Genomic DNA, 26,113 nt, shown 5'->3' on the forward strand with positions numbered 1-26,113 from the left:
GGCGAAGGTCGGCGGCGTCGCCGGGTACGAACTGTCCGACACCGCACGGGAAATCCTCGACGAAGGCGACCGCCGCATCTTCGAACGCCGCCGCGTCGTCGCCGTTCTCCGGCGGGGCGCTGCTCGGCGACCGGATCCGGATGACCGAGCACGCCACCGATCCGGGCGTGTTCATCCGCTCGATGGCCACCCGCGGCCACCTGGGCGGCCTGTCCTGGGCGACGCCGCAGGCGGTGCGGGTGCTCGACGCCGCCGGGTTCGACGTCATCCTGATCGAGACCGTCGGCGTCGGGCAGTCCGAAGTGGACGTCGTGAAGCTGGCCGACACCACGGTGGTGCTGCTCGCGCCCGGGCTCGGCGACGGGATCCAGGCGGCCAAGGCCGGGGTGCTGGAGATCGCCGACGTGTTCGTGGTGAACAAGGCCGACCGCGACGGCGCGGAGACCGTGGTGCGCGACCTGAAGCAGATGATCGCCTACGCGCGGCGGGAGATCCGCGGCGAGAGCTGGCGGCAGCCGATCGTGCGGACGGTCGCCGCGCGCGGCGAAGGCGCGCAGGACCTGGTCAAGGCGCTGTCCGAGCACCACGACTGGCTGACTTCGCACGGGGAGCTGGAGCGCCGCCGCGCCGAGCGGGCCGCGGACGAGGTGGCGGCCATCGCGCTGCGCGAGCTGCAGGCGCGGCTGACCGACCTGCACGGAGGCGGGCACCTGCCCGCGGTCGCGAAGAAGGTCGTCGAGCGCGAGCTGGACCCGTACGCCGCGGCGGACGAGCTGCTCGCGGCGCTGCGAGCCGACCGCGGGTGACTCAGGCGCGCAGGCCGTCCACCAGAGCCTCCACCGCCGGGCCGAACGCGTGCTCGGCCGGCGTCGCGTAGCCGATCACCAGTCCGCCGGGCCCGGTGCCCGTCCAGTAGCGGCTCAGGTAGTCCACCGCCACCGATCGCGCGCGCAGCGCCCGCAGCACAGCGGCTTCGTCCGGCACACGCAGCACGAGGTGCAGTCCCGCGGAGATGCCTTCCGGCACGAACCCCGGCGGCAGCGCGGCGATCAGCCGGTCGCGGCGGCGGCGGTAGGCGACGCGGCGCTGCCGGACGTGCCGGTCGTACACCCCGGAGTTCAGCAGGTCCGCCAGTGCCAGGTGGTCGATCACCGGGGCCCGCCAGCCCAGCGCCGTCATCGTGTCCAGCGTCGGCCCGACCAGGCGCCGCGGCAGGACCAGCCAGCCGATCCGCAGTGACGGCGCGAGCGTCTTGCTGACGCCGCCCGCGTAGATGATCCGCTCCGGCGCGAGCGACTGCAGCGCCCCGACCGGCTGGCGGTCGAACCGGAACTCGCCGTCGTAGTCGTCCTCGATCACGAGGCCGCCCGCGGCCGCCCAGCAGGCCAGCGCGGACCGGCGTTCCGGCGCGAGCGTGACCCCGAGCGGGTACTGGTGCGCGGCCGTCACGACCGCGACCGGACTGTCCAGTTCGGACACCCGGATGCCGCGTTCGTCCACCGACACCGTGACGATCTTCGCGCCGCCCTTGGCCGCGCCGTCGCGGAACTCCGGCAGCGACGGGTCTTCGAAGGCGATCTCGTCGAACAGGTGCCCGAGCACGCTGATCGCGTGGGAGTAGCCGCCGCACACCACGATCCGGTCCGGGTCGGCCAGCACGCCGCGGCTGCGCGCGAGGTACCGGGCCAGGGCCTCGCGCAGCACGGCCGGCCCGGCCGGGTCGCCGTAGTCGAACGAACCGGCGGGCAGCGATTGCAGGACCCGGCGCATCGCGGACGCCCACGCCGTGCGCGGGAACGACGACAGGTCGGGCCGCCCGGGGAACAGATCCCAGCGCGCGTCCCGGAACCAGGCGGACGTGGGCGGCCCGGACTTCTCGCGGGGTTCCGCGGACGGGCGCGGGCCGGCGGCGACGCGGGTCGGCGCGCCCTGGCTGGTGCTCAGGTATCCCTCGGCGGTCAGGTCGCCGTAGACGCGGGTGACGGTGCCGCGGGCGATGCCGAGGTCGGCTGCCAGCGCTCGTGTCGAGGGCAGCGCCGTCCCGGGCGCGAGGCGGCCTTCGCGGATGGCACGGCGCAACGCGTCCGCCAGCCCGCGCCTGCCCGCGGACGGCGACCAGTCGAGGTGGAGGTCGGAACTGGACCACGAACGTGCCACAGAACTGGACCATACTCGTGTGCCAGCGGCGGATAGCGTGGTCGTCATGACCAAGCGAATCCAGTTGTCCGCCGCGCTGCCCGAGGCCTACAAGTCGATCCTCCACCTGCACACCGTCGTCGAGAAGGCGGCCGCGAACGCGGGGCTGGACCAGCGGCTGATCGAGCTGGTGAAGATCCGCGCGTCGATGCTCAACGGGTGCGCCTACTGCATCGACCTGCACTCGCGGGACGCCCGCAAGCTGGGGGAGAGCGAGCGGCGGATCATCATGCTCAGCGCCTGGTGGGAGACCGACCTCTACACCGAGCAGGAACGCGCGGCGCTCGCGCTGACCGACGCGATGACCCGGCTGCCGCAGGACCAGGACGTGCCCGACGACGTCTACCAGCAGGCGACCAGCGTGTTCACCGAAGAGCAGTACGTCGCGGTCGCGTGGGCGGCGACGGTGATCAACGCGTTCAACCGGCTCGGCGTCACCAGCCACAAGCCGCTCCCGGCGGACCCCCAGTGAGCGCCGAGGCGCTGCGGGCGCTGCACGTCCCGGGGAAGCCGTTGTTCCTGCCGAACGCGTGGGACGCCGACACCGCGCGGCTGGTCGAGGAGGCCGGCTTCCCGGTGGTGGCGACGTCGTCGGTCGCCGTCGCCGCCGCGCTGGGCTACCCGGACGGCGAGGCCGCACCCGCCGAGGAGATGTTCGCCGCCGCGGCCCGCATCGCCCGTGCGGTGTCGGTGCCGGTGACGGTCGACGCCGAGAGCGGCTACGGGCTGCAGGGACAAGAGTTCGCCGAACGGCTGCTGGCGACCGGCGCCGTGGGGTGCAACTACGAGGACACCGACCATGCGCGTGGCGCCCCGCGACCGGTCGAGGAGCAGGCCGCCCGGCTGGCGGCGGTGCGCGCGGCCGCGGGGCGGGACCTGGTGATCAACGCCCGCATCGACGTGTTCCTCGGCGCGCCGGACCCGCGTGCCGTGCTGCCGGAGGCGGTCGAACGCGCGCGGGCGTACCTCGAAGCCGGGGCGGACTGCGTGTACCCGATCCTGCTGCGCGACCGCGAGGTCCTGGCCGAGTTCGTGCGTGCGGTGAGCCCGGCCGCGGTCAACGCCAACGGCCCCGTCGCCGAGCTGGCCGAGCTGGGCGTCGCGCGGATCTCGCTCGGCGCCGGGTTGTGGCGGGCCGCCCGCGGGTGGCTGGCCGAGCACCTGAAGACGCTGCGGTGAAACCGGGGAGGTGCGCACCCCCAGTGGCGCACCTCCCCGGCCCCCTCAGCAGGACTGCTTGTAGAAGTACTGGCTGTTGGCGTCCATGTTCGCCTTCGTGATGGAGTGCAGCGGCGCCGTCAGGTTGCGGGTCACCGGCTTGCCCTCCAGCGCGGCGACCGCCTGCTGCACGCCTTGCTGCCCGATCATCGCCGGGTCCTGCGCGATCAGCGCCTGGTACTCGCCGTTGCGCAGACCCTCCACTTCGGACGGACTGGCGTCGAAGCCGACCAGCTGGACCTGGCCCACCTTGCCTGCGTTGCGCAGGCCCGTCGCCGCGCCCTCGCCGGTGTTCAGGTTCGTCGCGAAGATCCCCACCAGGTCCGGGGTCGACGCGAGCGCCGCGGTCACCTTCGACGCGGCCTGCTCCGGCTCGTTCTGCGTGAACTGGATGCCGACCGACTTGAGGTTCGGGTACTTCTTCAGCTGCTCCTCGAACCCGGCCGCGCGCGCGTTCGTGGTCGAGGTGCCCGCGATCGTGTCCAGCACCAGCACCGACCCGGACTTCCCGCCTGCCAGCTGCGCCAGCGTGTCCGCCGCGAGCTGACCGCCCGCCGTGTTGTCCGAGGAGATCGACGACTGCGCCACGCTGGTGTCCTTCAGCGCCGTGTCGACCTCGACGATCTTCACGCCGCGCGAGGCGACCTGCTGGATCGGTGCGAGCATCGCCGTGTCGTCGGTCGGCGCGATGAGCAGCGCGGCAGGCGGGTTCGAGCCCAGTGCGTTGACCTTCTCCGTCTGCAGCGCCGCCTCGAACTTCTGCGGCGCCGAGGTGTCCAGGGTGTAGCCGAGTTTCTGCGCCTCGGCCTGCGCGCCGCACTGCATCGAGATGTAGAACGGCTCCGCCTGCACGCCCGGGATGAGCGTGAGCCGCTTGCTGTTCTCCGGTGCCGCGCCCCCGGAGCCGCCGACCTGACCCGATCCGCAAGCGGCCAGCAGCACCGCGGTCGCCGCCAGTCCGGCGATCTGCGCCAACTTCATCCGATCCCTCTCCCTACCTCGTTGTACGGATTTCAGCGGGAATTGCGCGCCCGGCGGCGCCGTTGGTCGAACCACACCGCGGCCACCAGCACCGCGCCGACCGCGATCATCTGCCAGAAGTCCTGGACGTGCGTGATGTTGAAGCCCTTCTTCAGCACCGCCGGGATGAACACCCCGATCACCGTGCCCAGCACCGACCCGACCCCGCCGAACAGGCTCGTCCCGCCCATCACGGTCGCCGCGATCGCGTTGAGGTTGTCGTTGGTGTGCGCCGTGATCGTGGTCGAGGCGTAGTAGGCCAGCGACAGGAAACCCGCCACCCCGGCCAGAAACCCGGTCAACAGGTACACCTTGAGCAGGTGCGCGGTCACGCCGATCCCGGCCCGGCGCGCGGCCTCGGCGTTCGAGCCGACGGCGTAGGTGTAGCGGCCGAACCGGGTGGTGTGCAGCAGCCACGCGCCGATCAGGGTGATCACCGCGGCCACCAGCACCAGGTTCGGGACGCCGCCGAACGACGTGCCGTAGCCGAGCGTGCGGTTGAGCGTGGTCGGCACGCTGCGCACGTCGGAGCCGCCGTTGAGCAGGTACGCCGCACCCAGCGCGGCGCCCATCGAGCCGAGCGTGACGATCAGCGGCGGGATCTTCGCGACCGCGATGAGGAACCCGTTGATCAGCCCCCACGCCGTGCCGGCCAGCACCGCCGCGATCAGCCCGACGGTGATCACGCCCCACCCGGCCGTGCTCGCGTTGCCGCCGGAGAGTGCCTCCATCGTCTTGCCGCACACCATGCCGGCGAAGATCAGCACCGAGCCGACGGACAGGTCGATGCCGGAGGTGATGATCACGAACGTCATCCCGACCGACAGCACCAGCAGCACCGACGTCTCGATCAGCAGCGTCTGGAACGTGAACACGGTGGCGAACTCGTTCGGCGCCAGCACCGTGAACACCGCGATCAACGCGAGCAGCACCAGCGCGATCCAGAACGTGTTGGCGCCGATCAGCCGCTGTCCCAGGGACCGCTTGCCGATCCCGCCGCTCACCTCGGTCTGGACCGCCGTGCTCACGCCGCCTCCTCGTGGGTCAGTGCGCCGGTCATCGCCGCCACCAGGTCCTCGAGCTTGGTCTCCGCCGCCACGAACCGGGCCACGCGCGTGCCCAGCCGCAGCACCTCCACCCGGTCGGCCACCGACAGCACCTCGGGCATGTTGTGGCTGATCAGCACCACCGCGATGCCCTCGTCGCGGACCCGCCGGATGACGTCCAGCACCCGCTCGCGCTGCACCACGCCGAGCGCGGCGGTCGGCTCGTCCATGAACACGACCTTCGACGCCCAGACCACCGACCGCGCCACCGCGACGCTCTGCCGCTGCCCGCCGGACAGCGAGCCGATCGGCACGTCCGTGCTCTGCAACGTCACGCCCAGCCGGTCGAACTCCTCGACCGCACGCCGCCGCATCTCGGCCTTGTCGAGCATGCCGAGCCTGCCGAGTATGCCTTTGCGTCGGATTTCCCTGCCGAGGAACAGGTTCGCCGCCGGATCGAGCTCCGGGGCGACCGCGAGGTCCTGGTACACCGTCTCGATGCCAAGGCGCCGCGCGGTCACCGGCGAGTCGAGCGACACCGTCCTGCCGTCCAGCCGGATCTCGCCGGAGGTCGGCTGCTCCGCGCCGGACAGGCACTTGACGAGGGTGGACTTCCCCGCGCCGTTGTCCCCGATCAGTGCGGTCACCTCACCCGCGCGGGCCTGGAAGGAGGCGCCGCGCAGGGCCTCCACCGAGCCGTAGTGCTTGACCAGGTTCCGCGCGTCGAGCAGGACGGTGTCGTTCATCAGCGCGCTCCGGGGGCCGGGGGACGGCAGCGGATGACGGTCAGGTCGCCTGCCAGTTCGAGCTGCCCGGCGGCGTGCGGGACGACCAGCGTCTCGCCCTTGGCCACGGCGATCTCGCCGCCGTGCTCGGTGCGCAGCGTGCCCTGCCCGTCGAGCGCCACGAACACGGCGAACGACGGGTCGAGCGCGAGCGCGGGGGACGGGCGGAGCTGGTCGGCCCGGAAGAACTCCGCCGAACCCGCGGCCAGCAGGTCCACAGTGGACCCCGGCTCGTCGGCGGTGTGCTTGACGATGCCCGCCAGCCGCTCGTCGTCCCAGCCGGAGGTGTCGAGCGCCTGCAGCGCGGTGTCGAAGCCGAGGCCGAGGTGCCCCTTGTCCGGGTCGTCCAGGAAGTTCCGCCACTCGATGGTCAGCGAGAAGTCGGTGGGCTGCTGCAGCTCGACGACGAACACGCCCGCGCCGATCGCGTGCGGCAGGCCGGCCGGGATGTAGACCGTGTCGCCGGGGCGGACCGGGACGCTGTTCAGCGCGCCGAGCATCGCCTCGGTGTCCTGCTCGCGCACCCAGCCGTCGACGGTGGCGGGGCTGACCGTCTCGCGGAAGCCGGGGTAGACGCGCGGGTCGTCGCCGCTGGTGCCGACGACGATCCAGGCCTCGGTCTTGCCGAAGTGCGAGTCGAAGTGCTTGCGCGCGAACGCGTCGGTGGGGTGGAAGTGCACCGGCAGCCGCTGGCCGGCGTCGAGCAGCTTGACCAGCAGCGCGGTGGAGTCGCGGAACGCGGCGACGTGCTCGGCGCCGAGCCAGGACTCCGGGTCGTCGCGGACGGCGTCGCGCAGCCAGCGGCCGTCGGGCAGCCGGGTCAGCCCGGACTCCTCCTGGCCGAAGCGCGTCGTGGTCGACGCGACCCAGTCCTCCGGGCCGAAGGCGGAGTCCTGTTCGGACACTCCGCGCAGCGCGGCGATCGCCGCGCCGCCGCGGTAGAACTGGGCGGGCTGGTTGGCCGGGAGCTTGATCGGGGCGGTCACGGGGCCACCTCACCGGAGCCGCGGGGAACGAGGTGCACGGGCAGGACAACCTTTCTCGGTGCGGAGGCATCGCCGTTGATGCGGGCGAACAACAGCTCGGCCGCCGCCGACCCGAGACGGCTCACGTCGTGCGCGACGACGGTCACCGGCGGGTCCAGCAGGTCGGCGAGTTCGAAGTCGTCGAAACCGACGACGGCGGGGCGCGGCGCGACATGGGCCAGCGCCCGCAGCAGGTGGACGGTGACGCGGTTGTTGCCCGCGATGATCGCGGTCGCCGGGTCCGGCCCGGCGAGCAGGCGGGCGACCGCGTCGGCGACGCTCTGCCTGGCCGGCGGGCGCAGGATGGCGAGGCGCTCGTCGAAGCGGACCCCGGCGCGGGCGCACCCCTCGCGGTAGCCGCGCAGGCGCTCGGCGGCGGTGTAGATGTCCGGCCGGTCGCCGACGAAGGCGATCCGGCGGTGCCCCTGCCGGGCCAGGTGGGCGACCGCTTCGACGGTGCCGCCCGCGTTGTCGACCAGCACGGTGTCGGCGGTGATGTCCCCGGCCGGGCGGTCCACGAACACCACCGGCGTGCCCGCCCGCATCTCCGGCAGCAGGTAGCCGTGCTGGGTGCCGGCCGGGACGATGAGCAGCCCGTCGACCCGGCGGGAGCAGAATTCCAGCGCCAGCTCGCGTTCACGGTCGGAGTCCTCCTCCGACGAGCCGGACAGCACGTGCCTGCCGAACGCGGTGGCGACCTTCTCGGCCGCGCGGGTGAGCTCGGAGTAGAACGGGTTGCCCACGTCCTCGACCACCAGGCCGATGGTGCCGGTGGTCGAGCCGCGGCGCAGGTTGCGCGCGCCGAGGTTGCGCCGGAACCCGAGCTCGTCGATGGCGGCCAGGACGCGTTCGGCCGTCTCCGGGTGCACGGCGGGCTCGTCGTTGACCACGCGCGAGACCGTCTTGATGCTCACCCCGGCCAGACGGGCGACGTCGTTCATCGTGGCGCGCCGCGACGCCTTCCCCGGACCCGACGACAACGTTGTCATAGCGGGTGGATTTCACACCACCGGGCGGCGGTGTGTCAACCGCCGCCCGGCTGGTCAGGGTTCCAGGTAGCAGTTCATGCCGGTGTAGTCGAAGGTGACGGCGAACGGCTTGAAGAACTCGTGGGTGAAGTTGGCGATGATGTCGAACCCGAACATCGCCGACTGCCCGGGGCCCGGCGTGCCTTCGACGGGACCGGCGCTCGCGGACCCGCGCACGTCGTGGCCGACGGCCCGGCCCAGCGCGATCCGCTCGGCGGTGATCGGGTAGACCGGCCTGCCGTTGATCTCGCCGGGGTTCGCGTAGTCCACCGGGATGCCTGCCCGCTCGGCCATCTCGACCGTGGTGTCCAGGCCGTGGGCGATGCCGCCGGTGTCCAGCGTGACGATCTTCGGCCCGTAGTCGTTGAGGCTGCCCAGCGAGCACGGGTAGTGGTCCCCGGCCAGCCACAGCGGCACTCGTGCGGCACGCGGCCCTGGCCGGAACGGGGCGTCCTTGCGCCGCAGCACCAGCGCGCGGCGGGCGTAGTCCATCGTGGTCAGCAGGCGGTAGAAGACCGTCGTGCCGAGCACGCCCGCGGGAATCGCGCCGTCCGGGAGCGCCGGTTTGGGCTGGTTCGTCCACTGCATGGGGATGTTGCGGATTTCGAGGTCGCCGAACCGGATCGAGTCGAGGATCCCGAGGTGGATGGTGACCGGCCGGTTGCCCGCGTAACCCGAAACCGTGGCGAGGGAGCGCAGGCCCAGTTCGTCGGCCACCGGCTGGTCCAGGTCGAGCGTGCCGTAGGTGTCGAGGAGGAACCGGCGGGGCTCACCGCCGTTGAGGGACGCTTCGACGGTCGGCAGCGGATCGAGGTCGATGAAGGGGAGCCGGACCGCCGTCGCCCCCCGGATCTCCCACGGCTTGCCGCGCAACGCGGCGTACTGCGTCCCGAACGGCGTGCTCCCGAGCAACGGCACCGCGCGGTCGTGCCGGTCCTGCCGGACGAAGCACTCCGCCAGCTTGCGGGTCGTGTCGACGTCGCCGGGAACCAGTTCGAGCGCGCGGGAGAGACACCGTTCCGCGTCGGGAAACCGGTTGTGCAGCAGGGCGATGTAGCCGCGCTGGGCGGCCGCGCGGGCGTTCGCCGGGTCCCGGCGCAGCAGCTTGGCGTAGCCGCGGTCGGCGGCGTCGAACGAGCCGGCCCGGAACAGCCGGTCCGGGTCGGCTTCGGTCGCGTTCGCGAGACCGGAGGTCACCAGTGGGACAGTGGCGGTGGCCAGGCCGGCCCGCCACAGGAAACCGCGTCGGCTGAGTGTCATGCCACAAGGCCTACCGGCGGGGGCCGATCGTCGGCCGATGACGGCGTCATACGTGATCCATATTCCGTGGGTGACCGTGTGGCTACGCGGATCCTCTGTGGACGACCGCTCGTGATGATGATCACGACCCCCGAAGTACCCGTGAGGACCATCACGCCTCACACTGGGTACCGAAGCGTCCGACAGCGTGGTTGACGTAGACCGGAGTCGGACGTTTCTCATGTGCTTCTCACAAGGAGGAAAGCAGTGACCAGCAAGGCCGCTCTCGTGTTCCGCGTGGCCGCCGTCGCCGAGGCGCTGTCCTGGGCGGGTTTGCTGATCGGGATGTTCCTGAAGTACGTCGTCGACGCCCCGAACGAGGGCGGCGTGCCGGTGCTCGGCATGGTCCACGGCGTCGTCTTCGTCGTGTACCTGGTCGTCACCCTGGCCGTGTTCAAGCCGCTCGGCTGGCGCCCGAAGACCGTGATCACCGCGCTGCTGGCGAGCATCCCGCCGCTGTTCACCTGGTGGTTCGAGACCTGGGCCCTGCGCACCGGCAAGCTGGACGGCCCGGAGCGCCTCACCCACGGCGGCACCGGCCTGATCGTCCGGGACACCGTCTCCGCCTGATCTTCACCGCGAAGCGCCGCCGCCACGACCCGTGGCGGCGGCGCTTCGTGCTGTCACGCCGTCTCGTTGAGCGCGGCCGCCGAGCGAACGAGTGCGGCGACGGCGGTTGAGCGGCTGCTCGCCGGCCAGGCGAGCACGGTCGTGACCTCCGGCGCGTCGACGACGGGCACCGCCACGTGCTCCGGCCACTGCCAGGCCCGGCTGGACGCGGGGATGACGAGCAGCGTCCGCCCCAGTGCCACGAGCTGGGCCAGCTGCGACTGCGTGCGCACCTCCGGGCCGGGGCCGGGCGGGTAGGTGCCGTCGAGCCGGGGCCACCGCGCGATCGGCAGGTCCGGGACGTCGCTGACTTCGGCGAGCGTGAGCTGCGCGCGGGCCGCGAGCGGGTGCGCCGCGGGCAGGATCGCGACCTGCCCTTCGACGACGAGGTCCTCGGTGTCGAAGCCGGCGAGATCGTCGAACGGCCGGTGCATGATCGCCACGTCGGCCCGCCCGTCGCGCAGCAACCCGGCCTGCTCGCCCACTTCGCACAGGAGGACCTCGACCGGCGGCACCTCCGGTTCGGCCGCGGCGGCGTCCAGGAGCCGCTGCAGGAGTTCATGTGACGCCCCGGCTTTCGTCACGAGCACCAGCGGCCGGTGCGGGTCCGCGGCGCGGCGGGTGCGGCGCGCGGCGGCCGTGACCGCGTCGAGCGCCACCCTGGCTTCGCGGAGCAGCACCCGCCCGGCGTCGGTCAGCGCCACCCCGCGGCGGTCGCGGTCGAGCAGCCGGGCGCCGAGCCGCTGTTCCAGCTGCCGGATGGCGCGGGAGAGCGGCGGCTGCGCGATCCCGAGCCGCTCCGCGGCGCGGCCGAAGTGCAGCTCCTCCGCGACGGTGACGAAGTACCGGAGCTCGCGGGTTTCCAGATCACGCACGGTTTCGAGCCTACGCGCGCTGATACCTGCCGAGTATCACAGGATAGCGAGCTGATCTTGGACAGCGCGTTCCCGCGCGCCGAGCATGGGCCGCGTGAACGACACGAAGATCGCGCTGGTCACCGGCGCGAACAAGGGAATCGGTTACGCCATCGCGCAGGGGCTCGGCGCGATCGGCCACACGGTCGCCGTCGGGGCGCGTGACGACGCCCGCCGCGAGGAGGCCGTCGAGCGGCTGCGCGCCGCGGGCGCCGACGCGTTCGGGGTGGCCCTCGACGTCACCTCCGACGACAGCGTCGCGGCTGCCGCGGCGGCGATCGAGCGCAGAGCGGGACGGCTCGACGTCCTGGTCAACAACGCGGGCATCGGCGGCCGGACCGACGGCGGCGCGCAGGATCCGACCACACTGGACCTCGACGTCGTCCGGACCGTCCTCGACACCAACGTGTTCGGCGTCGTCCGGGTGACGAACGCGATGCTCCCGCTGCTGCGCCGCGCCGGCTCGCCGCGCATCGTCAACATGTCCAGCAACATGGGCTCGCTGGCACTGCGGACCGGCCCGGTGATGGCCGCGTACGCGCCGTCGAAGTCGATGCTCAACAGCATCACCGTGCAGTACGCCCGGGCGCTCGCCGACACGAACGTCATCGTCAACGCCGCGTGCCCCGGGTACGTCGCGACCGACTTCACCGGCTTCGCCGCGCCCCGGACTCCCGAGCAGGGCGCGGCCATCGCGATCCGGCTCGCCACCCTGCCCGACGACGGGCCGCGCGGCGGCTTCTTCGACGACGACGGCGTCATCCCCTGGTGAACCGCACTCCCCGCGCCACACCTCGCGGCGCGGGGAACGCCGTCTCAGAACAGGGCCGACGCCAGGTTCCGCCGGGCCGCCGCGACGCGCTCGTCGGCCGGGTCGAACAGGTCGAACAGGCCGACCAGGTGCTCGCGGACGCGGTTGCGGTCCGGGCCCGCCGTGCGGCGCACGGTCTCGATGAGCCGGGAGAACCCGTCCTCGACCTTGCCCGTCGCAACCTCGTAGTCGGCAGCGGCGAACTGGGCGTCCAGGTCGTCCGGGGACGCGTCGGCGCGCGTGACGGCCGACGGGTCGGCCTCGGCCGCGCGGGCGGCGAACCGGACCTGCGCCAGACCGGCCTTGGCCAGCTCGTTGGCCGGCTCGACGTCCAGGATCCGCTGGTAGGCGGCCTCGGCGGCGGCGAAGTCGCCGCGCTCGAACGCGGCCTCGGCCTCGGTGAAGCGCGGGTCCTCTGGCTCCTCGGCGCCGCCCGCCCCGGACGGCGGGATGCCCGGCAACTTGCCCTTCAGCGCCTCCAGCAGCTGGTCCAGCCACTGCCGGATCTCCGGCTCCGGCAGCGCGCCGGAGAACGCGTTGACCGGCTGCCCGCCCGCGATCGCCACGACCGTCGGAATCGACTGGACGCCGAAGACCTGCGCGATGCGCGGGTTGGCGTCGACGTCGACCTTCGCCAGCACCCAGGCGCCGCCGGACTGCTCGGCCAGCCGCTCCAGCACCGGGCTCAGCTGCTTGCACGGCCCGCACCAGTCGGCCCACAGGTCCACGACGACGAGCTGCTGCAGCGACCGCTCGACGACCTCGGCCTGGAACGTGGCCTCGGTGACGTCGATGACCGCGGCGCTCGCCGCGCCGCCGCCCCCGGCCGGTGCGCCGCTCGACGGCGGCGGGGCGTTGCGCTGCGCCTCGGCCCTGGCCTTGAGCGCGGACAGATCCACCGCGCCGGACAGCGCGGCGGACATGGCGGCTGACTTCGCTGCTGATGCGCGTGGATTTGTCACGCTTCCATCCTGGCATGTACTGTCCGGCGTTTCACCGGAGGTGCTCCTCCAGCCGCTCCACTTTCGCTTCCAGCTGACCGCTGTCGAAGCCCGGCCGGATGTCGGCCTTGAGCACGAGCGACACCCGGGCGGCGCCCTCGCCCGCCGCCTCCACCGCCCGCTTCACCACGTCCATGACCTCGTCCCAGGACCCCTCGACGTTGGTGAACATCGCGTTCGTCGAGTTCGGCAGGCCCGAGTCGCGGACGACCTTCACCGCCCTGGCGACCGCTTCGCTGACCCCGCCGTCCGGGTCGCCACCGGACGGGCTCACGCTGAAGGCGACGATCATCGGCTCTCCTCACACTTGCGACACTTTGCGCACTACCCTGCCCCCTCGGTCAAGAACCCGCTGGTAGCTTCCCTGCCATGAACCGCCCGCTGCCTTTCGACCCGATCGCCCGCGCCGCGCAGCTGTGGGAGGACCGGATCGGGCCGTCCGCGACGATGGCGGCGGTCACCGGCGTGATGCGCGTGCAGCAGATCGTCCAGTCGGCCGTCGACGGCGCGCTCAAACCGCACGGCCTCACCTTCGCGCGGTACGAGGCGCTCGTGCTGCTGTCGTTCGCGCGCCGCGGTGCGCTGCCGATGCGGGTCATGGGCGAGCGCCTCCAGCTGCACCCGACGAGCGTGACCAACATCGTCGACCGGCTGGAGAAGGACGGGCTGGTCAAGCGGGTGCCGCACCCGACCGACCGGCGCACCACGCTGGTGGAGATCACCGACGACGGTCACGCCCGCCTGGAGGAGGCGACGAAGGCGGTCACCTCGATCGACTTCGGGCTCGTCGGCCTCACGCCGAAGCAGACCGAGCAACTGTCCGAGCTGCTCACCAAGGTCCGCAAGGCGACCGGCGACTTCATCGGCTGACTCAGCCGTATTGGGTGCTGCAGGGCCCGGAGCCCTGCAGGTAGCCGGTGCGCATGGCCTCGACGCGGTTGAAGCCGCTGGCCGCGGGCTTGCCGTCGACGTCGGCCGCGACCAGCGAGTCCGGCCGCAGCAGGTCCGAGATCGCCTCGTCCAGGTCGCCTGCCGACAGCCGCATCTGCTGACCCTCCTGCGCGGCCACCGCAGCCCACGCGCCGACCAGGCACGCGGTCCGCAACCCGGCGTTCGCGTTGTCCAGCGAAGCGCCGACGCCCTTCTGGATGCCCATCGCGTACCGGGACGCGACCTCGGAGAACGCCGCGAAGTCGCCGTGCCCGCCGCTGCTGGAGCCGGTGAACTCGCCCTCCTGGTCCACCGGCTGTCCCAGCTCGGCCAGCGCGGTGAGGTCGATCCGCACCGTGTTGTCGCTCGTGCAGTAGGTGGCCGGCGGGGTGGCCGAGCCGTTCGGGCAGGACGCGCCGTCGTCGACGATCTCCGGCGCCTGCACCTTGGCGCCCGCGAACGCCTGGTCGAGGCTGTCCTTCAGCAGGCCGATCGCCTCCTGGTCGACCTCGATGTCGCCGTCCCGGTCGCCGGAGTCGAAGGGCCGCTCGGTGAGCCGCGCCCGGATGTTGTCCAGCGTCATCCCCGCGCACTCCGTCGGCCCCTGCTCGAACCCGATCTGGAAGGCGTAGGTCCGGTCGAACCCGGTGCCGTGCGCGGACCGGTCTGTCGCCGAGGTGCCCGCGCTGTCCCGCACCAGGAACAGCGACGACAGCGCGGAGTTCAGCCCGTCGGAGGTGGACACGGCGAAGTACTTGCTCTTGCCCTCGGCGACCCAGCGGTAGTAGGCGCCGGTGAAGCAGTCGGCCTGCTGCTCCTTCACGATCGTGGGCGTGTTGCGGCTGATGCCCGCCTTGTCGCCGAGCCGGTACTGCACGGCGTGGCCGAACTCGTGCGCCAGCACGGTCACCACCGACAGCGGGCCGAACTGGTCCATCATGGTCGGCAGCAGCACGCCGCGGTCCCACGCCACGGAGTCGTCGATGCTGCAGTAGAAGGCGTTCGCGTTGCCCTTCGTGTCGCCGCAGCCGTTCTCCTGGTTCTCGCCGTCGGAGTCGTAGGACAGCAGCGATTTCACCGGCTCGAACTTGACGTCGAAGTTGCCCGGCAGCGCGTCGGACCAGTAGTCCTCGACGTCGGCGATGGTGGCGACGGCCACCCGGTCCGCCTCGTCGCCGCTGACGTTGGTCACGTCGAGGTCCGGCTCGGGCGCGGTCGGCTTGAGACCGCTCTCGAAGTGGGTGATCGGCAGCCCGGCGACGTCACCCTCGGACACCGAGGCGGACTTCCCGTCGCTGCAACCGGCCAGTCCCAGCGCCAGCACCCCGCTCAGCGCCACCAGCGATCGCCGCACCCCGGCCCCCTCGATGTTCGTCACGCTTGTCGCAGCGCACCTTACCGATATCGTCGATCCCCATGAGAGCAATCCGCCGGTTCACCGTCCGCGCGAGCCTGCCCGAGCCGCTGGCCGGGTTGCGCGCGCTGGCCACCAACCTGCGCTGGACGTGGCACCCGCCGACCCGTGACCTGTTCGCGTCGATGGACGACGACCTGTTCCGGCGCGTGCGGGACCCGCTCCGGATGCTCACCGCGGTGTCGCCGGCGCGGTTGACGGAGCTGGCCGGTGACGAGGACTTCCTCGCCAGGGTCCACGCGATGAGCGACGACCTCGAGCGCTACCTGACCGAGGACCGGTGGTACCAGCAGCGCCCGCAGGGGGAGCGGGCGCCGGCCGCGATCGCGTACTTCTCGATGGAGTTCGGCGTGCACGAAGCGCTGCCGAACTACTCGGGCGGCCTCGGCGTGCTCGCCGGCGACCACCTCAAGGCGGCCTCCGACCTGGGGGTGCCGTTGATCGGGGTCGGGCCGCTCTACCGGTCGGGGTACTTCCGGCAGTCGTTGTCGCTGGACGGCTGGCAGGTCGAGCACTACCCGGTGATCGAGCCGAGCGCGCTGCCGCTGGAGCTGCTGACCGGTGAGGACTCCGAGCCGGTGCTGGTGCACGTCGCGATGCCCGGCGGGCGCGACCTGTACGCGCAGGTGTGGCAGGCGCAGGTCGGGCGCGTGCCGTTGCTGCTGCTGGACACCGACGTCGAGGCCAACGACGAGGACCTGCGCCGCGTCACCGACCGGCTCTACGGCGGCGACGCCGATCACCGCATCCGCCAGGAGATCCTGGCCGGCATCGGCGGCATGCGCGCGGTGCGGCGCTACTGCGAGCTGACCGGTCACCCGCAGCCGGAGGTGTTCCACACCAACGAGGGGCACGCCGGGTTCCTCGGCCTGGAGCGCGCCCGCGAGGTGATCGGCGAGCAGGGGCTGGCGTTCGACGAAGCGCTGTCCGCCGTGCGCGCGGGCACCGTGTTCACCACGCACACCCCGGTGCCCGCCGGCATCGACCGGTTCCCGGTGGACCTGGTGCAGCACTACTTCGGCGACGGGCGGCTGCTGCCGGGGCTGGAGCTGCAGCGGATCCTCGCGCTGGGCGCCGAGGACAACCCGGGCATGTTCAACATGGCGCACATGGGCCTGCGGCTGGCGCAGCGGTCCAACGGCGTGTCCCAGCTGCACGGTCGCGTGTCGCGGCGCATGTTCGCGCGGCTGTGGCCGGGCTTCGACGACGCCGAGGTGCCGATCTCGTCGGTCACCAACGGCGTGCACGGGCCGACCTGGGTGGCGCGTGAGCTGACCGCGCTGCTCGGCGGCAAGCACAAGGCGTGGGGGCACGACGGCAAGCTGCCCAGCCAGATGGGCGTGTCCGACGAGGAACTGTGGGCGCTGCGGCGGGACCTGCGGCAGAAGCTCGTGCTCGAGGTGCGGCGGCGGGTACGCAACGCGTGGCTGCAGCGCGGCGCGTCGGCGCTGGAGCTGGGCTGGGTGAACCAGGTGTTCGACCCGGACGTGCTGACCGTCGGGTTCGCCCGCCGGGTGCCGACGTACAAGCGGCTGACGCTGATGCTGCGCGACCCGGAACGGCTGCGCGCGCTGCTGCTGGACGAGGAACGTCCGATGCAGATCGTCGTCGCGGGCAAGTCGCACCCCGCCGACGAGGGCGGCAAGGCGCTGATCCAGCAGGTCGTGCGGTTCGTCGACGACCCCGCGGTGCGGCGGCGCATGGTGTTCCTGCCCGACTACGACATGTCGATGGCGCGCTACCTCTACCGCGGCTGCGACGTGTGGCTGAACAACCCGACGCGGCCGCTGGAGGCGTGCGGCACGTCCGGCATGAAGTCGGCGCTCAACGGCGGCCTCAACCTGTCCATCAAGGACGGTTGGTGGGACGAGTGCTACGACGGCAGCAACGGCTGGGCCATCCCGACCGCGGACGGCGTGACCGACCCGCTGCGCCGGGACGAGCTGGAGTCGGCCGCGCTGTACGACCTGCTGGGCCAGCAGGTGGCGCCGCTGTTCTACGAGCGGGACGACGCGGGCGTGCCGCGCGGGTGGATGTCGATGGTGTGGCACACGCTGGACGTGCTGGGGCCGCGGGTGCAGGCGTCGCGGATGGTGCGCGAGTACGTGGAGACGGCCTACCATCCGGCGGCGGTGACCAGCGCGGCGGCGACCGCGGACGGGTACGCGGGGGCGCGGTCGCTGGCGGAGTACCGCAGGCGGGTCGACGCGGTGTGGCGGCAGGTGCGGGTGCTGGACACGGAGCTGACGGTGGAGGCGCAGGAGCGCCTGGTGGTCGGCGACGAGGTGCGCGTGCGGGCGAAGGTGGACCTGGCCGGGCTGGCGCCGTCCGAAGTGGAGGTCCAGACGGTGGTCGGCCGCGTCGGTGACACCGACGAGCTGGCGGAGCCCATGACGGTGCGGATGGAGCCGTCCCAGGAGGGCGAGTACACCGCGACGCTGCGGCTGCCCCGGGCCGGCTCCCTCGGCTACACCGTGCGGATCCTGCCGCGCCACGACCTCCTGGCGACGCCCGCCGAGCTGGGCAAGGTGGTGCTGGCCTAGCTGTGATGTCCAGGGACGTTGTTCCGATTCGAGGTGACCGGTGACGGCCTGTCGTGCAGACAGGTGAAGGCCTCCGGATGTGAGGTGGAGCTGTCGTGGAACCACATCACCCGCCGGAGGCCTTCGTGTCCCACCCTGACGCCACGCACCCGGCTCCGGCTCGCGCGCCTGATTGTCGAACAGGGCTGGACCTGCACCGCAGCGCTGGCGCCACCGGCTGGGCCGGTCCAGATCGCCGGCCTGCACGCCTCCACCGTGCATGCGGTGCTGGTGCGCTGCCGGATCAACCGCCTCTCCCGGATCGACCGGGTCACCGGCGAGCCGCTACGAACACGATCACCCCGGCGCGCTGAGCCACGTTGATGTCACCAAGTTCGGCAACGTTCCCGGCGGCGGCAGACACCGGTTCGTCGGCCGCGCCCAAGGCGCTCGCAACCGGGCCGCGACACCAGACAAGCCCCGCAACTCCTACCGCAACCCCAAGATCGGGACCGCGTTCGTGCACACCGCGCTCGACGACCACTCCCGCCTCGCCTACGCCGAGATCCACGCCGACGAAACCGCTGTCACCGCCACCGCGGTGCTGCGCCGCGCGGTGACCTGGTTCGCCACCAGCGGCGTCACCATCGAACGAGTGCTCTCACCACCCGGCTGACCAACCTCCCTGGACATCACACCTAGAGGAAGCGGGCGCGCAGGTCCGGCCGCAGGAACGCGGCGGGCGAGGCGATCGACAGCCCGCCGTCGACCGGGAGCACCACGCCGGTGACGAACGACGCCCGCGCCGATGCCAGGAACGCCACGGCGTCGGCGACCTCGCGTGGCTCGCCGGTGCGGCGCAGCGGGTAGCCCTCCGCCACGGCGGGCAGGTCGGCCGAGCCGATCATGCCCGGCGCGACCGCGTTGACCCGGATCCCGCGCGGGCCGTACTCCAGAGCCAGCTGCCGCACCAGCCCGTCCACCCCGGCTTTCGCCGCCGCGTAGCCGGGGAGGCCGGGCGCGGCCAGGAAGCCGTTCACCGACGTCACCGCGACGATGCTGCTCCCGGCCGTCATCACCCGCAGCGCCGCCCGCGCCGGGTAGAACGCCGCGTCCAGCGTGTTCGCGATCGCCGCGCGCCACTGCTCGTCGGTCGCTTCCGCGGCGGCCGCCACCGGTTGGGACGCGGCCGCCAGCACCAGCACGTCCAGCCGGTCGAGCGCGCCGACGGCCGCTTCCGCGCCCGCCGGTGTCGCGCAGTCGGCGACCACGTACTCGCCGAACACCGGGTCGGTCACCGGCTCCAGTCCGGCGCCGACCACGTGGTCGTCCGGGAACGCCGCGGCGATCGCCCGCCCGATGTCCGAGCCGCCGCCGACGACCAGGACGCCCCTCACCGGCGCCACGCCGGCAGCGCCAGCTCGTCCAGGACCTCGGTCAGCGCCTTCTCGGTGATCGGCTCCAGCGGCCGGGCGGGCAGCCGCACGGTGGCCGTCCGGATGATCCCGCGCCGCACCAGCACCTCCTTGTGCACGGCCCACGCCTGTCCCGGCCGAACCCCGAGGTGGATCAACGGCAGGAGCCGGGTGAACTCCGCCCGCGCCTCGGCCCGGCGTCCGCCCGCGAGATCGTCCAGAATGGACCGCAGCAAGTCGGTGAACTCGCACGCAGGCATGGTGCCGACCGCGCCGTTGTCGTACTCCTCGATCAGCGCCTGCGCGTTCTGCCCGCCGAGGACGGCCAATCCCGCGGCATCGCGCACCGCGGCCACTTTGGACGGTGTCGGCGCCGCCTCCACCTTGATCGAGGTGATGCCGTCGACCCCGGCGAGCGCGGCCACCGCGGCGACGTCGACCGGCACGCCGGTCACGCCCGGCGCGTCCTGGATCATCACCGGCACCCCGGCGCCGGCGACCTCGGTGAAGAACTCGACGACCTGCGACGGCGACGGTTTGGCCAGGAACGGCGGCAGCACCATCACCTGATCCGCCCCGCCGTCGCCCGCGGCGCGGACCTGTTCCAGCGCGGTCACCGTGCTGGTGCCGTTGACCCCGGCGACGACCGGCAACGACGTCATCGCCCGCACCTCGCGCAGGATGACTTCCCGCTCGGCCGCGGTCAGCGCGAACCCCTCGCTGGCCATGCCGAACACGGCGAGCCCGTCGACGCCGCAGGAGAGCTGGAACTCCACCAGCGACCGCAGCGACGGCAGGTCCAGCTCGCCGTCCGCGGTGAACGGCGTGGCCAGGATGGGGATGAGACCGGTGGGTGTGTCCGGCACGGGTCAGTTCTCCTTCGCGAGTTCGGTGATCAGGTCGGTGTCGACGTCGATGCCCAGCCCCGGCCCGGTGGGCACGGCGAACCCCGTCGGCCCGGCGCTCAGCGGGGTGCGCAGGATGCTCTGCGCGACCGGGACGGTGTCCGGCTGGTACTCGAAGAACGGCGTGTCCGCGCCGGCCGCGGACACGTGGATCCCGGCGGCGAGCGCGATGCCGAGGCCGACCGAGTGGTGGCAGGCGACCGGCACGTGGTGGGCCGACGCGAGTTCCGCGATCGACATCGCCTCGGTGATGCCGGTGCGCGCCACGTCCGGCTGCGCCAGGCGCAGTGCGCGGCGGCCGAGCCAGTCGGCGAACTCGTAGCGGTTGCGCATGGCCTCGCCGACCGCGACCGGCGTGCGGATGCGCCCGGCCAGCTCGGCGTGCCCGTCGACGTCCTCGGGCACCAGGGGCGCCTCGAAGAACAGCGCCTTGCGCCGGTCCAGCTCCTGGCCCAGTTCGACGGCCTCGCCGATCCGGTACGCCCAGTGCGCGTCGACCGCGATCCGCATCGGCGGCGCGGCCTCGGCGACCGCGTCGAAGGTGGCCAGATCCGCCTCGATCCCCTTGCCCAGAGCCAGTTTGACCAGGCTCGCCCCCTTGGTGACCCAGTCCGCGGCCAGTGCGGCGCGCTCGGCGTCGGTGGAGCGGGCGAGGCCGGAGATGTAGGCCGGGACGTGCGTGCGCACCGCGCCGCCGAGCAGGTCGGCCACCGAAAGCCCGGTCAGCTTGCCGTAGAGGTCCCACAGCGCGATGTCGACCGCGGCCAGCGCGTCGGCCTGGTGCCCGACCAGGTGCCCGCGCTCACGCATCAGGTCCCGCAGCCCGAGCCAGAGCGGGCGGACGCCGGTGATCTCGCGGCCGGTCAGCCAGCCGGCGAGCATCCGGTCGACGATCGCCGCGGGAACCTCGGGGGCGACCGGCGCCAGCGCCTCGCCCCAGCCGGTGGTGCCGTCCTCGGCGGTGACGCGGACGAGCATCGTCTCGAACCGGCCGGAGTAGAGGCTGCGCCACGGCTCACGCACGACGTAGCCGCGGTCCTCGCTCAGCTCGCTGCCGTCCTCCAGCTTCCCCAGGTAGGCCTGTGGACCGGACAGCTTCAAGACGTAGGTCGTCACCTCGGCGATGCGCATGGTTGCCAATCTTTGCACGGGACTTGCGGAATGTGCAAAGCCTCCGCATACTTCGTGCCATGGTTTCCGAAAGCGGTGGCAATCAGAGCGTGGAGCGGGCCTCGGCCGTGCTGAACGCCTTCACCCTCGGCCGGCCCGCGCTGCGGGTGTCGGACGTCGCGGCCGAGGTCGGGCTGGGCATCTCCACCACGTCCCGGCTGCTCGCGACGCTGGAGTCGGTCGACCTGGTCCGCCGCGACCCGGTGAGCCAGCTCTACGAGCTCGGCCCGGCGGTGCTGACGATGGCCGGCATCGCGCTCAACAACGACCCGATCTACCGGCAGGCACGTCCGGTCGCGCAGCGGCTGGCCTGGGAACTGGGTCTCGGCGCGAACGTCGCGGTGCGCCGCGGTGCTGAGCTGTTCTACCTGCTCAACGTCGAAGGCCAGCTGGCGCAGAAGTCGTTTTCGCTGATGGGGCAGCGCAACCCGCTGCACGCCACGGCGATGGGCAAGAGCCTGCTGCTGGGCCTGTCGCCGGAACAGCGCCGGGAACTGCTGGGTCCGGAGCCGCTGCACGGCTTCACCGGGCACACCATCACGACGTTCGAGGCGCTGGACGCGGACCTCGCGCGGATCGCGAGCCGCGGCTACTCGACCGAGATCGAGGAGCTGGCGCTGGGCCGCGCGTGCATCGCCGCGCCGGTGCGGGACCACACCGGCGCGGTCGTCGCCGCGATCTCGTTGTCCGGTGCGCTGTCCGCGATCGCGCTCGACGAGCGGGAGGCCGACCTGGGGCGCACCATCGTCGAGGCGGCCGACAGCGTGAGCATCGGCCTCGGCTACCTCGGCCCGGTGCACACCCCGGTGCGGGAGGTCCGGTGAGGATCGCCGTCACCGGGGCCGTGGGACGGCTCGGCCGCACGCTGACCGGACGGCTCGAAGACCGCGGCCACACGGTGGTGCCGATCGACGTCGCGCCGCCGGTCAGCCTGCCACTGTCCGATCGGGACGGTCTGATCTCGGCCTGCGCCGGCGCGGACGTCGTGGTGCACCTGGCCGCCCGGATGTCCTGGCAGCGGGCCGACGACGCGGCGCTGTTCGAGACCAACGTGCTCGGCACCGCGAACGTGGCCGAAGCGGCGGCTCTGGCGGGCGCGAAGCTCGTGCTCGCCAGCACGGGCGAGGTCTACCCCGAGGGCAAACCCGTGTACCAGCCGCTCGACGAGGACCACCCGCGCGCGCCGACGAGCGCGTACGGGCTGACGAAGAAGCTCGCCGAGGACACTGTGGACTTCTACCGCCGCACCCGCGGGCTCGAGGCGGTGGTGCTGCGGTTCTCCCACTTCCAGGACGCCGCCGAACTGCTGGACCGCGACAGCTTCTTCTCCGGGCCGCGGTTCTTCCTGCACCGCAAGATCGAGCAGCAGCGGGCGTTCGGCAACGCGGCCGCAGTCGCGGCGCTCGAACCACACGACGACGGCACGATCAAGCTCGTGCTCTCGCGAGGCGAGGACGGGACGCCCTTCCGGATGGGCATCCTGGACACCCGCGACCTGGCAGCCGGTGTGGTCGCCGCCGTGGAAACCCCCGGTCTCGACGGCGAAGTGATCGGTCTCGGCGCGGACGACTCGGTCGATTTCGACTGGCTGGTCCCGGAACTGGCGCGCCGCGCCGGACTGGACTATGTGGACGTGTCCCTGCCCGGTCCCGCGGTGCGCTACACGACGTCCAACGCGAAGGCGCGCAAACTGCTCGGCTTCACCGTCGAATTCCCCGTCTCCCGCATGATCGCGGAAGCGGAACTCCGCTGATCCCCACTCCGACACGGACAACGAGGTCGTCATGTCTGAACAGGTCGCTGTGCCCGAAACCGTGAGCACCGGCCAGGTGCCCCGCCGGAAAGTGCTGCTGGCGGCGGGTGCCGGCCACTTCGTGGAATGGTTCGACATGGGTATCTACGGCACCCTGTCGACCGTCATCGCCGCGAACTTCTTCGCCGCGGGCGACCCGACGGCCGCCCTGCTGTCGACGTTCGCGGTGTTCGCCGCCGGGTTCGTGATCCGGCCGCTGGGCGGGTTGTTCTTCGGGCCGCTGGCCGACCGGATCGGGCGCCAGCGGGTGCTCGCGATCGTCGTGCTCACCACGTCGCTGGCGACTTTCGCGATCGGTGTGCTGCCGACGTACGACGCGGTCGGCGCGCTCGCCCCGCTGCTGCTCGTCGTCGCCCGGCTGGTGCAGGGTTTCGCGGCGGGCGGCGAGACGTCCAGCGCGGTGACGGTGCTGTACGAGTACGCGCCGCCGAACCGGCGCGGGTTCTTCTCCAGCTTCGCCGACACCTTCGGGTTCGCCGCGTTCGTCTTCGGCTCGGGGCTGGCGTTGCTGCTGACCGCGTCGTTCGGGGACGCGACGATGACCTCGTGGGCGTGGCGGCTGCCGTTCCTGCTCGCGCTGCCGCTCGGCCTGGCCGGTCTCTACCTGCGGCTCAAGCTGCAGGACACGCCGGAGTTCCGCGAGCTGGAGGCCAGGGGCGAGGTCACCGAGAGCCCGGTGCGGGAGACCTTCCGCACGGGCGGCAAGGCGATGCTGGTGCTGGCCGGGCTGGTCGTGATCAAGGGTGTCGCGCACTGGACGCTGCAGACGTTCATGCCCAGCTACCTGCAGACCACGCTGCACTTCACGAAGGTGCAGTCGTTCGTCGCCTCCACGGTGTGCCTGGCGGTGGTCGCGGTGGCGGTGCCGTTCGCCGGCGCGCTGTCCGACCGGATCGGCCGCCGCCCGCTGCTGATCGCCGGCACCGCCGGGTTCATCCTGCTGACCTGGCCCGCCCTGCTGCTGATGTCGCTGGGCAACGAGTTCCTGGCGATCCTCGGCATGGTCGTGCTGGGTCTGCTGATCGCCGCCTACGACGGTGCGGTGTCGGCGACGATGGCCGAGCTGTTCCCGCCGCGCATCCGCTCCGGCGCGATCGCGATCCCGTACAACATCGCGGTGTCGTTGTTCGGCGGCACGGCGCCCTACATCGCCACCTGGCTGATCTCGGCCAGCGGCTACCGGCTCTCGCCCGCGTTCTACGTGATGCTCACCGCCGCGATCACGCTGGTCACCGTCCTGCGGGTCGTGCGGGAGACGGCCGGGCCCAAGGCCCGCGCCGTGGCCTGAAGTCCCCACCGGTCAAGGAGAACCCTCAATGCCGAGGTACGCACTCGTCCCCGCCGTGCTGGTCGCGGCCGCGCTGGTGACCGCTCCGGCCGCGGAGGCGGCCGGCCCGGTCACCACCCCAGCCGGATCCGGCTACACACTGGTCTTCAGCGACGAGTTCAACGACTCCACAGTGGACACCGCCAAGTGGAACTACCGCACCGATCAGAAGGTGAAGAGCGCACAGCTGCCCGCGAACGTCACGGAGGGCGGCGGCGTGCTGACGCTGAACCTGCGCAAGGAGCAGGTCGGCAGCTACGCCTACACCGCGGGCGGTGTGGTGAGCAAGCAGTCCTTCCGCTACGGGTACTACGAGACGCGCGCGAAGACGCCCGTGGGATCCGGCTGGCACACGTCGTTCTGGGCGATGGCCGGTGACGGGAGCACGACGTTCAACCCCGACCGGCGCACCGAGATCGACCAGTTCGAGATCAATTCCAGCGCGCCGCGCAGCATCAGCCAGGGTGTCAACGCGTGGCGGCCGGACGGCACGAAGACCGACGTCGGTCGCAAGTGGACGAACCCGGGCTTCGACACCTCGGCGGGCTGGCACACCTACGGTCTCGACTGGAACGAAAGCCGGGTGGCCTTCTACGTGGACGGGGTGCTGACGAACACCGCGACCTACCCGCCGAGCCTCGACACGCACGACTACGTGAACATCTGGCTGACGTCGATCGCGTACGAGACGGTCGACGAGAGCAAACTCCCGGCGACCGCGCAGTTCGACTACGTGCGGTACTACCAGCGCGAGTACTACGTCGACAACGACACGCCGGCCGACTACGGCTACTCGGAGACCGGCACCTGGCTGGACAGCTCCCTGGCCGGCTTCACGGTCGGGAACAGCTCGCGGTACAGCCAGACCCCCGGCTCGACGGCGACGTGGCGACCGAACCTGCGTGCCGGCGGGACCTACGACGTGTGGATCTACCGGGTACCGTCGACTGATTCCGCGGCGCGCCTGACGGTGGTCCACAACGGACAGACAAGCACGGTGACCGCCGACTACACGACGGGCGGCTGGCTGAAGCTGGGCACGTGGGACTTCCCGGCAGGCACGTCCAGCGCGGTTACGCTGACCGCGGGAGCCGCGACCGCGAGGGCAGACGCGGTGAAGTTCCTCCCGGCGGGTTAGGCGAGCGGGCGCGTCCCGGCGGGGTAGGTGAGCGGGCGTGCCGGTCGTGGGGATCGGCACGCCCCGCTGCGGGGGATCGCGGAAGCTGCCGCACCCGCCTGCCGACCGCGGCCGCCGGCCGCTCCGCGGCGTAGCGCATCGCGGAGCGCAGTCCTGAGGGAACCGCCGGCGTGCCGGTGGCTGGACCCGCTGCGCCGCTCCTCGCCGCGCCGCACTCGCTCACCGCGGCCACCCGCCTCCGCGGCGCAGCGCACCGCGGCCACCCGCCGCCCGGTGGCGGAGCGCACCGCGGCCACCCGCCGCGCAGCGCATTGCGGCCGCCCGCCGCCCGGTGGCGGAGCGCATCGCGGCCGCCCGCTGCTTTGCGCCGCGGCGCCGCACCGCAGCCGCCCCGCCGCTCCGTGGCATACCCCCAGCCGCTCCGTGGCGCACCCCCCAGCCGCTCCGTGGCGCACCCCCCGCCGCTCCGCGGCGCAGTCCACCGCAACCACCCGCCACTCCACACCGCACCGCGCCACCGCGGGGCC

General features: G+C 72.2%; 25 protein-coding genes and 2 pseudogenes. 12 read left to right on the plus strand and 15 right to left on the minus strand.

Going from position 1 to position 26,113, the window contains the following annotated elements; translation table 11 throughout:
• Positions 1-190: hypothetical protein (locus ABZ193_RS15510; RefSeq protein WP_354710354.1), on the minus strand; the 190-nt coding region annotated here is incomplete at its 3' end.
• Here ABZ193_RS15510 and meaB point away from each other — a divergent pair.
• Positions 96-806, plus strand: a pseudogene (gene meaB, locus ABZ193_RS15515) (methylmalonyl Co-A mutase-associated GTPase MeaB); the annotation flags it as partial. The gene ABZ193_RS15510 and the pseudogene meaB sit on opposite strands and share 95 nt — an antisense overlap.
• A 1-nt stretch (position 807) precedes the next feature.
• On the opposite strand, the gene ABZ193_RS15520 reads toward meaB, so the two are convergent.
• Positions 808-2,157 carry a PLP-dependent aminotransferase family protein gene (locus ABZ193_RS15520; RefSeq protein WP_354710277.1) on the minus strand — a complete coding sequence of 450 codons (1,350 nt, stop codon included), beginning with the start codon at positions 2,155-2,157 and terminating at the stop codon, positions 808-810.
• Positions 2,158-2,203: 46 nt separating this feature from the next.
• On the opposite strand from ABZ193_RS15520, the gene ABZ193_RS15525 reads away from it, so the two are divergent.
• Positions 2,204-2,668 carry a carboxymuconolactone decarboxylase family protein gene (locus ABZ193_RS15525; protein WP_354710278.1) on the plus strand — a complete coding sequence of 155 codons (465 nt, stop codon included), beginning with the start codon at positions 2,204-2,206 and terminating at the stop codon, positions 2,666-2,668.
• A complete protein-coding gene (locus ABZ193_RS15530) occupies positions 2,665-3,375 on the plus strand; it encodes an isocitrate lyase/phosphoenolpyruvate mutase family protein (RefSeq protein ID WP_354710280.1) in 711 nt (236 codons plus the stop codon). The genes ABZ193_RS15525 and ABZ193_RS15530 overlap by 4 nt, the downstream gene beginning before the upstream one ends.
• Positions 3,376-3,420: 45 nt before the next feature.
• On the opposite strand, the gene ABZ193_RS15535 is transcribed toward ABZ193_RS15530, so the two are convergent.
• The 6 genes from ABZ193_RS15535 to ABZ193_RS15560 all read right to left on the minus strand — a co-directional run bounded on the left by ABZ193_RS15535 (position 3,421) and on the right by ABZ193_RS15560 (position 9,578).
• Positions 3,421-4,395: an ABC transporter substrate-binding protein gene (locus ABZ193_RS15535; protein WP_020420197.1), complete on the minus strand. Its 975-nt coding sequence runs from the start codon at positions 4,393-4,395 to the stop codon at positions 3,421-3,423.
• Between the two features lie 32 nt (positions 4,396-4,427).
• On the minus strand, positions 4,428-5,462 hold the full coding sequence (locus tag ABZ193_RS15540) for an ABC transporter permease (protein WP_354710282.1): 1,035 nt from the start codon (positions 5,460-5,462) through the stop codon (positions 4,428-4,430).
• On the minus strand, positions 5,459-6,226 hold the full coding sequence (locus ABZ193_RS15545; protein WP_020420195.1) for an ATP-binding cassette domain-containing protein: 768 nt from the start codon (positions 6,224-6,226) through the stop codon (positions 5,459-5,461). The genes ABZ193_RS15540 and ABZ193_RS15545 overlap by 4 nt, the downstream gene beginning before the upstream one ends.
• Positions 6,226-7,251 carry a class I mannose-6-phosphate isomerase gene (locus ABZ193_RS15550; RefSeq protein ID WP_020420194.1) on the minus strand — a complete coding sequence of 342 codons (1,026 nt, stop codon included), beginning with the start codon at positions 7,249-7,251 and terminating at the stop codon, positions 6,226-6,228. Before ABZ193_RS15550 ends, ABZ193_RS15545 begins: the two co-directional genes overlap by 1 nt.
• Positions 7,248-8,231: a LacI family DNA-binding transcriptional regulator gene (locus ABZ193_RS15555; RefSeq protein ID WP_354710346.1), complete on the minus strand. Its 984-nt coding sequence runs from the start codon at positions 8,229-8,231 to the stop codon at positions 7,248-7,250. The genes ABZ193_RS15550 and ABZ193_RS15555 overlap by 4 nt, the downstream gene beginning before the upstream one ends.
• 102 nt (positions 8,232-8,333) lie before the next feature.
• Positions 8,334-9,578: an aspartyl protease family protein gene (locus ABZ193_RS15560; RefSeq protein WP_354710283.1), complete on the minus strand. Its 1,245-nt coding sequence runs from the start codon at positions 9,576-9,578 to the stop codon at positions 8,334-8,336.
• Between the two features lie 246 nt (positions 9,579-9,824).
• Here ABZ193_RS15560 and ABZ193_RS15565 point away from each other — a divergent pair, with 246 nt between their 5' ends.
• Complete coding sequence (locus ABZ193_RS15565) at positions 9,825-10,187, plus strand: DUF3817 domain-containing protein (protein WP_020420191.1); 363 nt, start codon at positions 9,825-9,827, stop codon at positions 10,185-10,187.
• Between the two features lie 53 nt (positions 10,188-10,240).
• On the opposite strand, the gene ABZ193_RS15570 is transcribed toward ABZ193_RS15565, so the two are convergent.
• Entirely contained in the window at positions 10,241-11,101 is an 861-nt protein-coding gene (locus tag ABZ193_RS15570) for a LysR family transcriptional regulator (RefSeq protein ID WP_354710285.1), read from the minus strand.
• Between the two features lie 85 nt (positions 11,102-11,186).
• Here ABZ193_RS15570 and ABZ193_RS15575 point away from each other — a divergent pair, with 85 nt between their 5' ends.
• Positions 11,187-11,912, plus strand: coding sequence for an SDR family oxidoreductase (locus ABZ193_RS15575; protein ID WP_354710287.1), 726 nt, complete (start codon positions 11,187-11,189; stop codon positions 11,910-11,912).
• 44 nt (positions 11,913-11,956) lie between these two features.
• On the opposite strand, the gene ABZ193_RS15580 is transcribed toward ABZ193_RS15575, so the two are convergent.
• Both ABZ193_RS15580 and ABZ193_RS15585 read right to left on the minus strand, forming a co-directional pair.
• The gene (locus ABZ193_RS15580) at positions 11,957-12,913 is read right to left on the minus strand and encodes a tetratricopeptide repeat protein (protein ID WP_354710288.1); all 957 of its coding nucleotides are present in this window, start codon (positions 12,911-12,913) and stop codon (positions 11,957-11,959) included.
• A gap of 31 nt (positions 12,914-12,944) precedes the next feature.
• Positions 12,945-13,244 carry a thiamine-binding protein gene (locus ABZ193_RS15585; protein ID WP_020420187.1) on the minus strand — a complete coding sequence of 100 codons (300 nt, stop codon included), beginning with the start codon at positions 13,242-13,244 and terminating at the stop codon, positions 12,945-12,947.
• A gap of 77 nt (positions 13,245-13,321) precedes the next feature.
• Between ABZ193_RS15585 and ABZ193_RS15590 the strand changes: the two genes are divergently transcribed.
• Positions 13,322-13,822, plus strand: a complete 501-nt coding sequence (locus ABZ193_RS15590; protein ID WP_020420186.1) for a MarR family transcriptional regulator — start codon at positions 13,322-13,324, stop codon at positions 13,820-13,822.
• Between the two features lies 1 nt (position 13,823).
• Here ABZ193_RS15590 and ABZ193_RS15595 read toward each other — a convergent pair whose 3' ends face one another.
• Positions 13,824-15,260, minus strand: a complete 1,437-nt coding sequence (locus ABZ193_RS15595; protein ID WP_354710289.1) for a neutral zinc metallopeptidase — start codon at positions 15,258-15,260, stop codon at positions 13,824-13,826.
• Between the two features lie 38 nt (positions 15,261-15,298).
• Here ABZ193_RS15595 and glgP point away from each other — a divergent pair, with 38 nt between their 5' ends.
• Together glgP and ABZ193_RS15605 are read left to right on the plus strand one after the other, a co-directional pair.
• Positions 15,299-17,839, plus strand: a complete 2,541-nt coding sequence (gene glgP, locus ABZ193_RS15600; RefSeq protein ID WP_020420184.1) for an alpha-glucan family phosphorylase — start codon at positions 15,299-15,301, stop codon at positions 17,837-17,839.
• 168 nt (positions 17,840-18,007) lie between these two features.
• Positions 18,008-18,482 (plus strand): annotated as a pseudogene (locus tag ABZ193_RS15605) (hypothetical protein); the annotation flags it as partial.
• A gap of 34 nt (positions 18,483-18,516) precedes the next feature.
• On the opposite strand, the gene ABZ193_RS15610 reads toward ABZ193_RS15605, so the two are convergent.
• The 3 genes from ABZ193_RS15610 to ABZ193_RS15620 are packed head-to-tail and all read right to left on the minus strand — an operon-like array spanning position 18,517 to position 21,269.
• Positions 18,517-19,215, minus strand: coding sequence for an SDR family oxidoreductase (locus ABZ193_RS15610; RefSeq protein ID WP_354710290.1), 699 nt, complete (start codon positions 19,213-19,215; stop codon positions 18,517-18,519).
• A complete protein-coding gene (locus ABZ193_RS15615) occupies positions 19,212-20,099 on the minus strand; it encodes a dihydrodipicolinate synthase family protein (RefSeq protein ID WP_354710291.1) in 888 nt (295 codons plus the stop codon). Before ABZ193_RS15615 ends, ABZ193_RS15610 begins: the two co-directional genes overlap by 4 nt.
• A 3-nt stretch (positions 20,100-20,102) precedes the next feature.
• Positions 20,103-21,269, minus strand: coding sequence for a mandelate racemase/muconate lactonizing enzyme family protein (locus tag ABZ193_RS15620; protein WP_354710292.1), 1,167 nt, complete (start codon positions 21,267-21,269; stop codon positions 20,103-20,105).
• 59 nt (positions 21,270-21,328) lie between these two features.
• Here ABZ193_RS15620 and ABZ193_RS15625 point away from each other — a divergent pair, with 59 nt between their 5' ends.
• From ABZ193_RS15625 to ABZ193_RS15640, 4 genes are read left to right on the plus strand one after another with little or no spacing between them, the layout of a single operon-like run.
• Entirely contained in the window at positions 21,329-22,132 is an 804-nt protein-coding gene (locus ABZ193_RS15625) for an IclR family transcriptional regulator (RefSeq protein WP_020420179.1), read from the plus strand.
• Positions 22,129-23,061 carry an NAD(P)-dependent oxidoreductase gene (locus ABZ193_RS15630; RefSeq protein WP_354710294.1) on the plus strand — a complete coding sequence of 311 codons (933 nt, stop codon included), beginning with the start codon at positions 22,129-22,131 and terminating at the stop codon, positions 23,059-23,061. The genes ABZ193_RS15625 and ABZ193_RS15630 overlap by 4 nt, the downstream gene beginning before the upstream one ends.
• A 31-nt stretch (positions 23,062-23,092) precedes the next feature.
• A complete protein-coding gene (locus ABZ193_RS15635; RefSeq protein WP_354710295.1) occupies positions 23,093-24,409 on the plus strand; it encodes an MFS transporter in 1,317 nt (438 codons plus the stop codon).
• A 28-nt stretch (positions 24,410-24,437) separates the two neighbouring features.
• Positions 24,438-25,586, plus strand: coding sequence for a glycoside hydrolase family 16 protein (locus ABZ193_RS15640; protein WP_354710297.1), 1,149 nt, complete (start codon positions 24,438-24,440; stop codon positions 25,584-25,586).
• The last annotated feature ends 527 nt before the right edge of the window (positions 25,587-26,113 follow it).

Source organism: Amycolatopsis sp. NPDC006125 (assembly GCF_040614195.1).
GTDB lineage: Bacteria > Actinomycetota > Actinomycetes > Mycobacteriales > Pseudonocardiaceae > Amycolatopsis_E > Amycolatopsis_E tucumanensis.

Excerpts from the sequence above, each read along its gene's own strand:
- ABZ193_RS15525 (WP_354710278.1), top strand. The coding sequence starts at position 2,204 with ATGACCAAGCGAATCCAGTTGTCCGCCGCGCTGCCCGAGGCCTACAAG.
- ABZ193_RS15535 (WP_020420197.1), bottom strand. The coding sequence starts at position 4,395 with ATGAAGTTGGCGCAGATCGCCGGACTGGCGGCGACCGCGGTGCTGCTG.
- ABZ193_RS15545 (WP_020420195.1), bottom strand. The coding sequence starts at position 6,226 with ATGAACGACACCGTCCTGCTCGACGCGCGGAACCTGGTCAAGCACTAC.
- ABZ193_RS15555 (WP_354710346.1), bottom strand. The coding sequence starts at position 8,231 with ATGAACGACGTCGCCCGTCTGGCCGGGGTGAGCATCAAGACGGTCTCG.
- ABZ193_RS15560 (WP_354710283.1), bottom strand. The coding sequence starts at position 9,578 with ATGACACTCAGCCGACGCGGTTTCCTGTGGCGGGCCGGCCTGGCCACC.
- ABZ193_RS15575 (WP_354710287.1), top strand. The coding sequence starts at position 11,187 with ATGGGCCGCGTGAACGACACGAAGATCGCGCTGGTCACCGGCGCGAAC.
- ABZ193_RS15585 (WP_020420187.1), bottom strand. The coding sequence starts at position 13,244 with ATGATCGTCGCCTTCAGCGTGAGCCCGTCCGGTGGCGACCCGGACGGC.
- ABZ193_RS15590 (WP_020420186.1), top strand. The coding sequence starts at position 13,322 with ATGAACCGCCCGCTGCCTTTCGACCCGATCGCCCGCGCCGCGCAGCTG.
- glgP (WP_020420184.1), top strand. The coding sequence starts at position 15,299 with ATGAGAGCAATCCGCCGGTTCACCGTCCGCGCGAGCCTGCCCGAGCCG.
- ABZ193_RS15620 (WP_354710292.1), bottom strand. The coding sequence starts at position 21,269 with ATGCGCATCGCCGAGGTGACGACCTACGTCTTGAAGCTGTCCGGTCCA.
- ABZ193_RS15625 (WP_020420179.1), top strand. The coding sequence starts at position 21,329 with ATGGTTTCCGAAAGCGGTGGCAATCAGAGCGTGGAGCGGGCCTCGGCC.
- ABZ193_RS15635 (WP_354710295.1), top strand. The coding sequence starts at position 23,093 with ATGTCTGAACAGGTCGCTGTGCCCGAAACCGTGAGCACCGGCCAGGTG.
- ABZ193_RS15640 (WP_354710297.1), top strand. The coding sequence starts at position 24,438 with ATGCCGAGGTACGCACTCGTCCCCGCCGTGCTGGTCGCGGCCGCGCTG.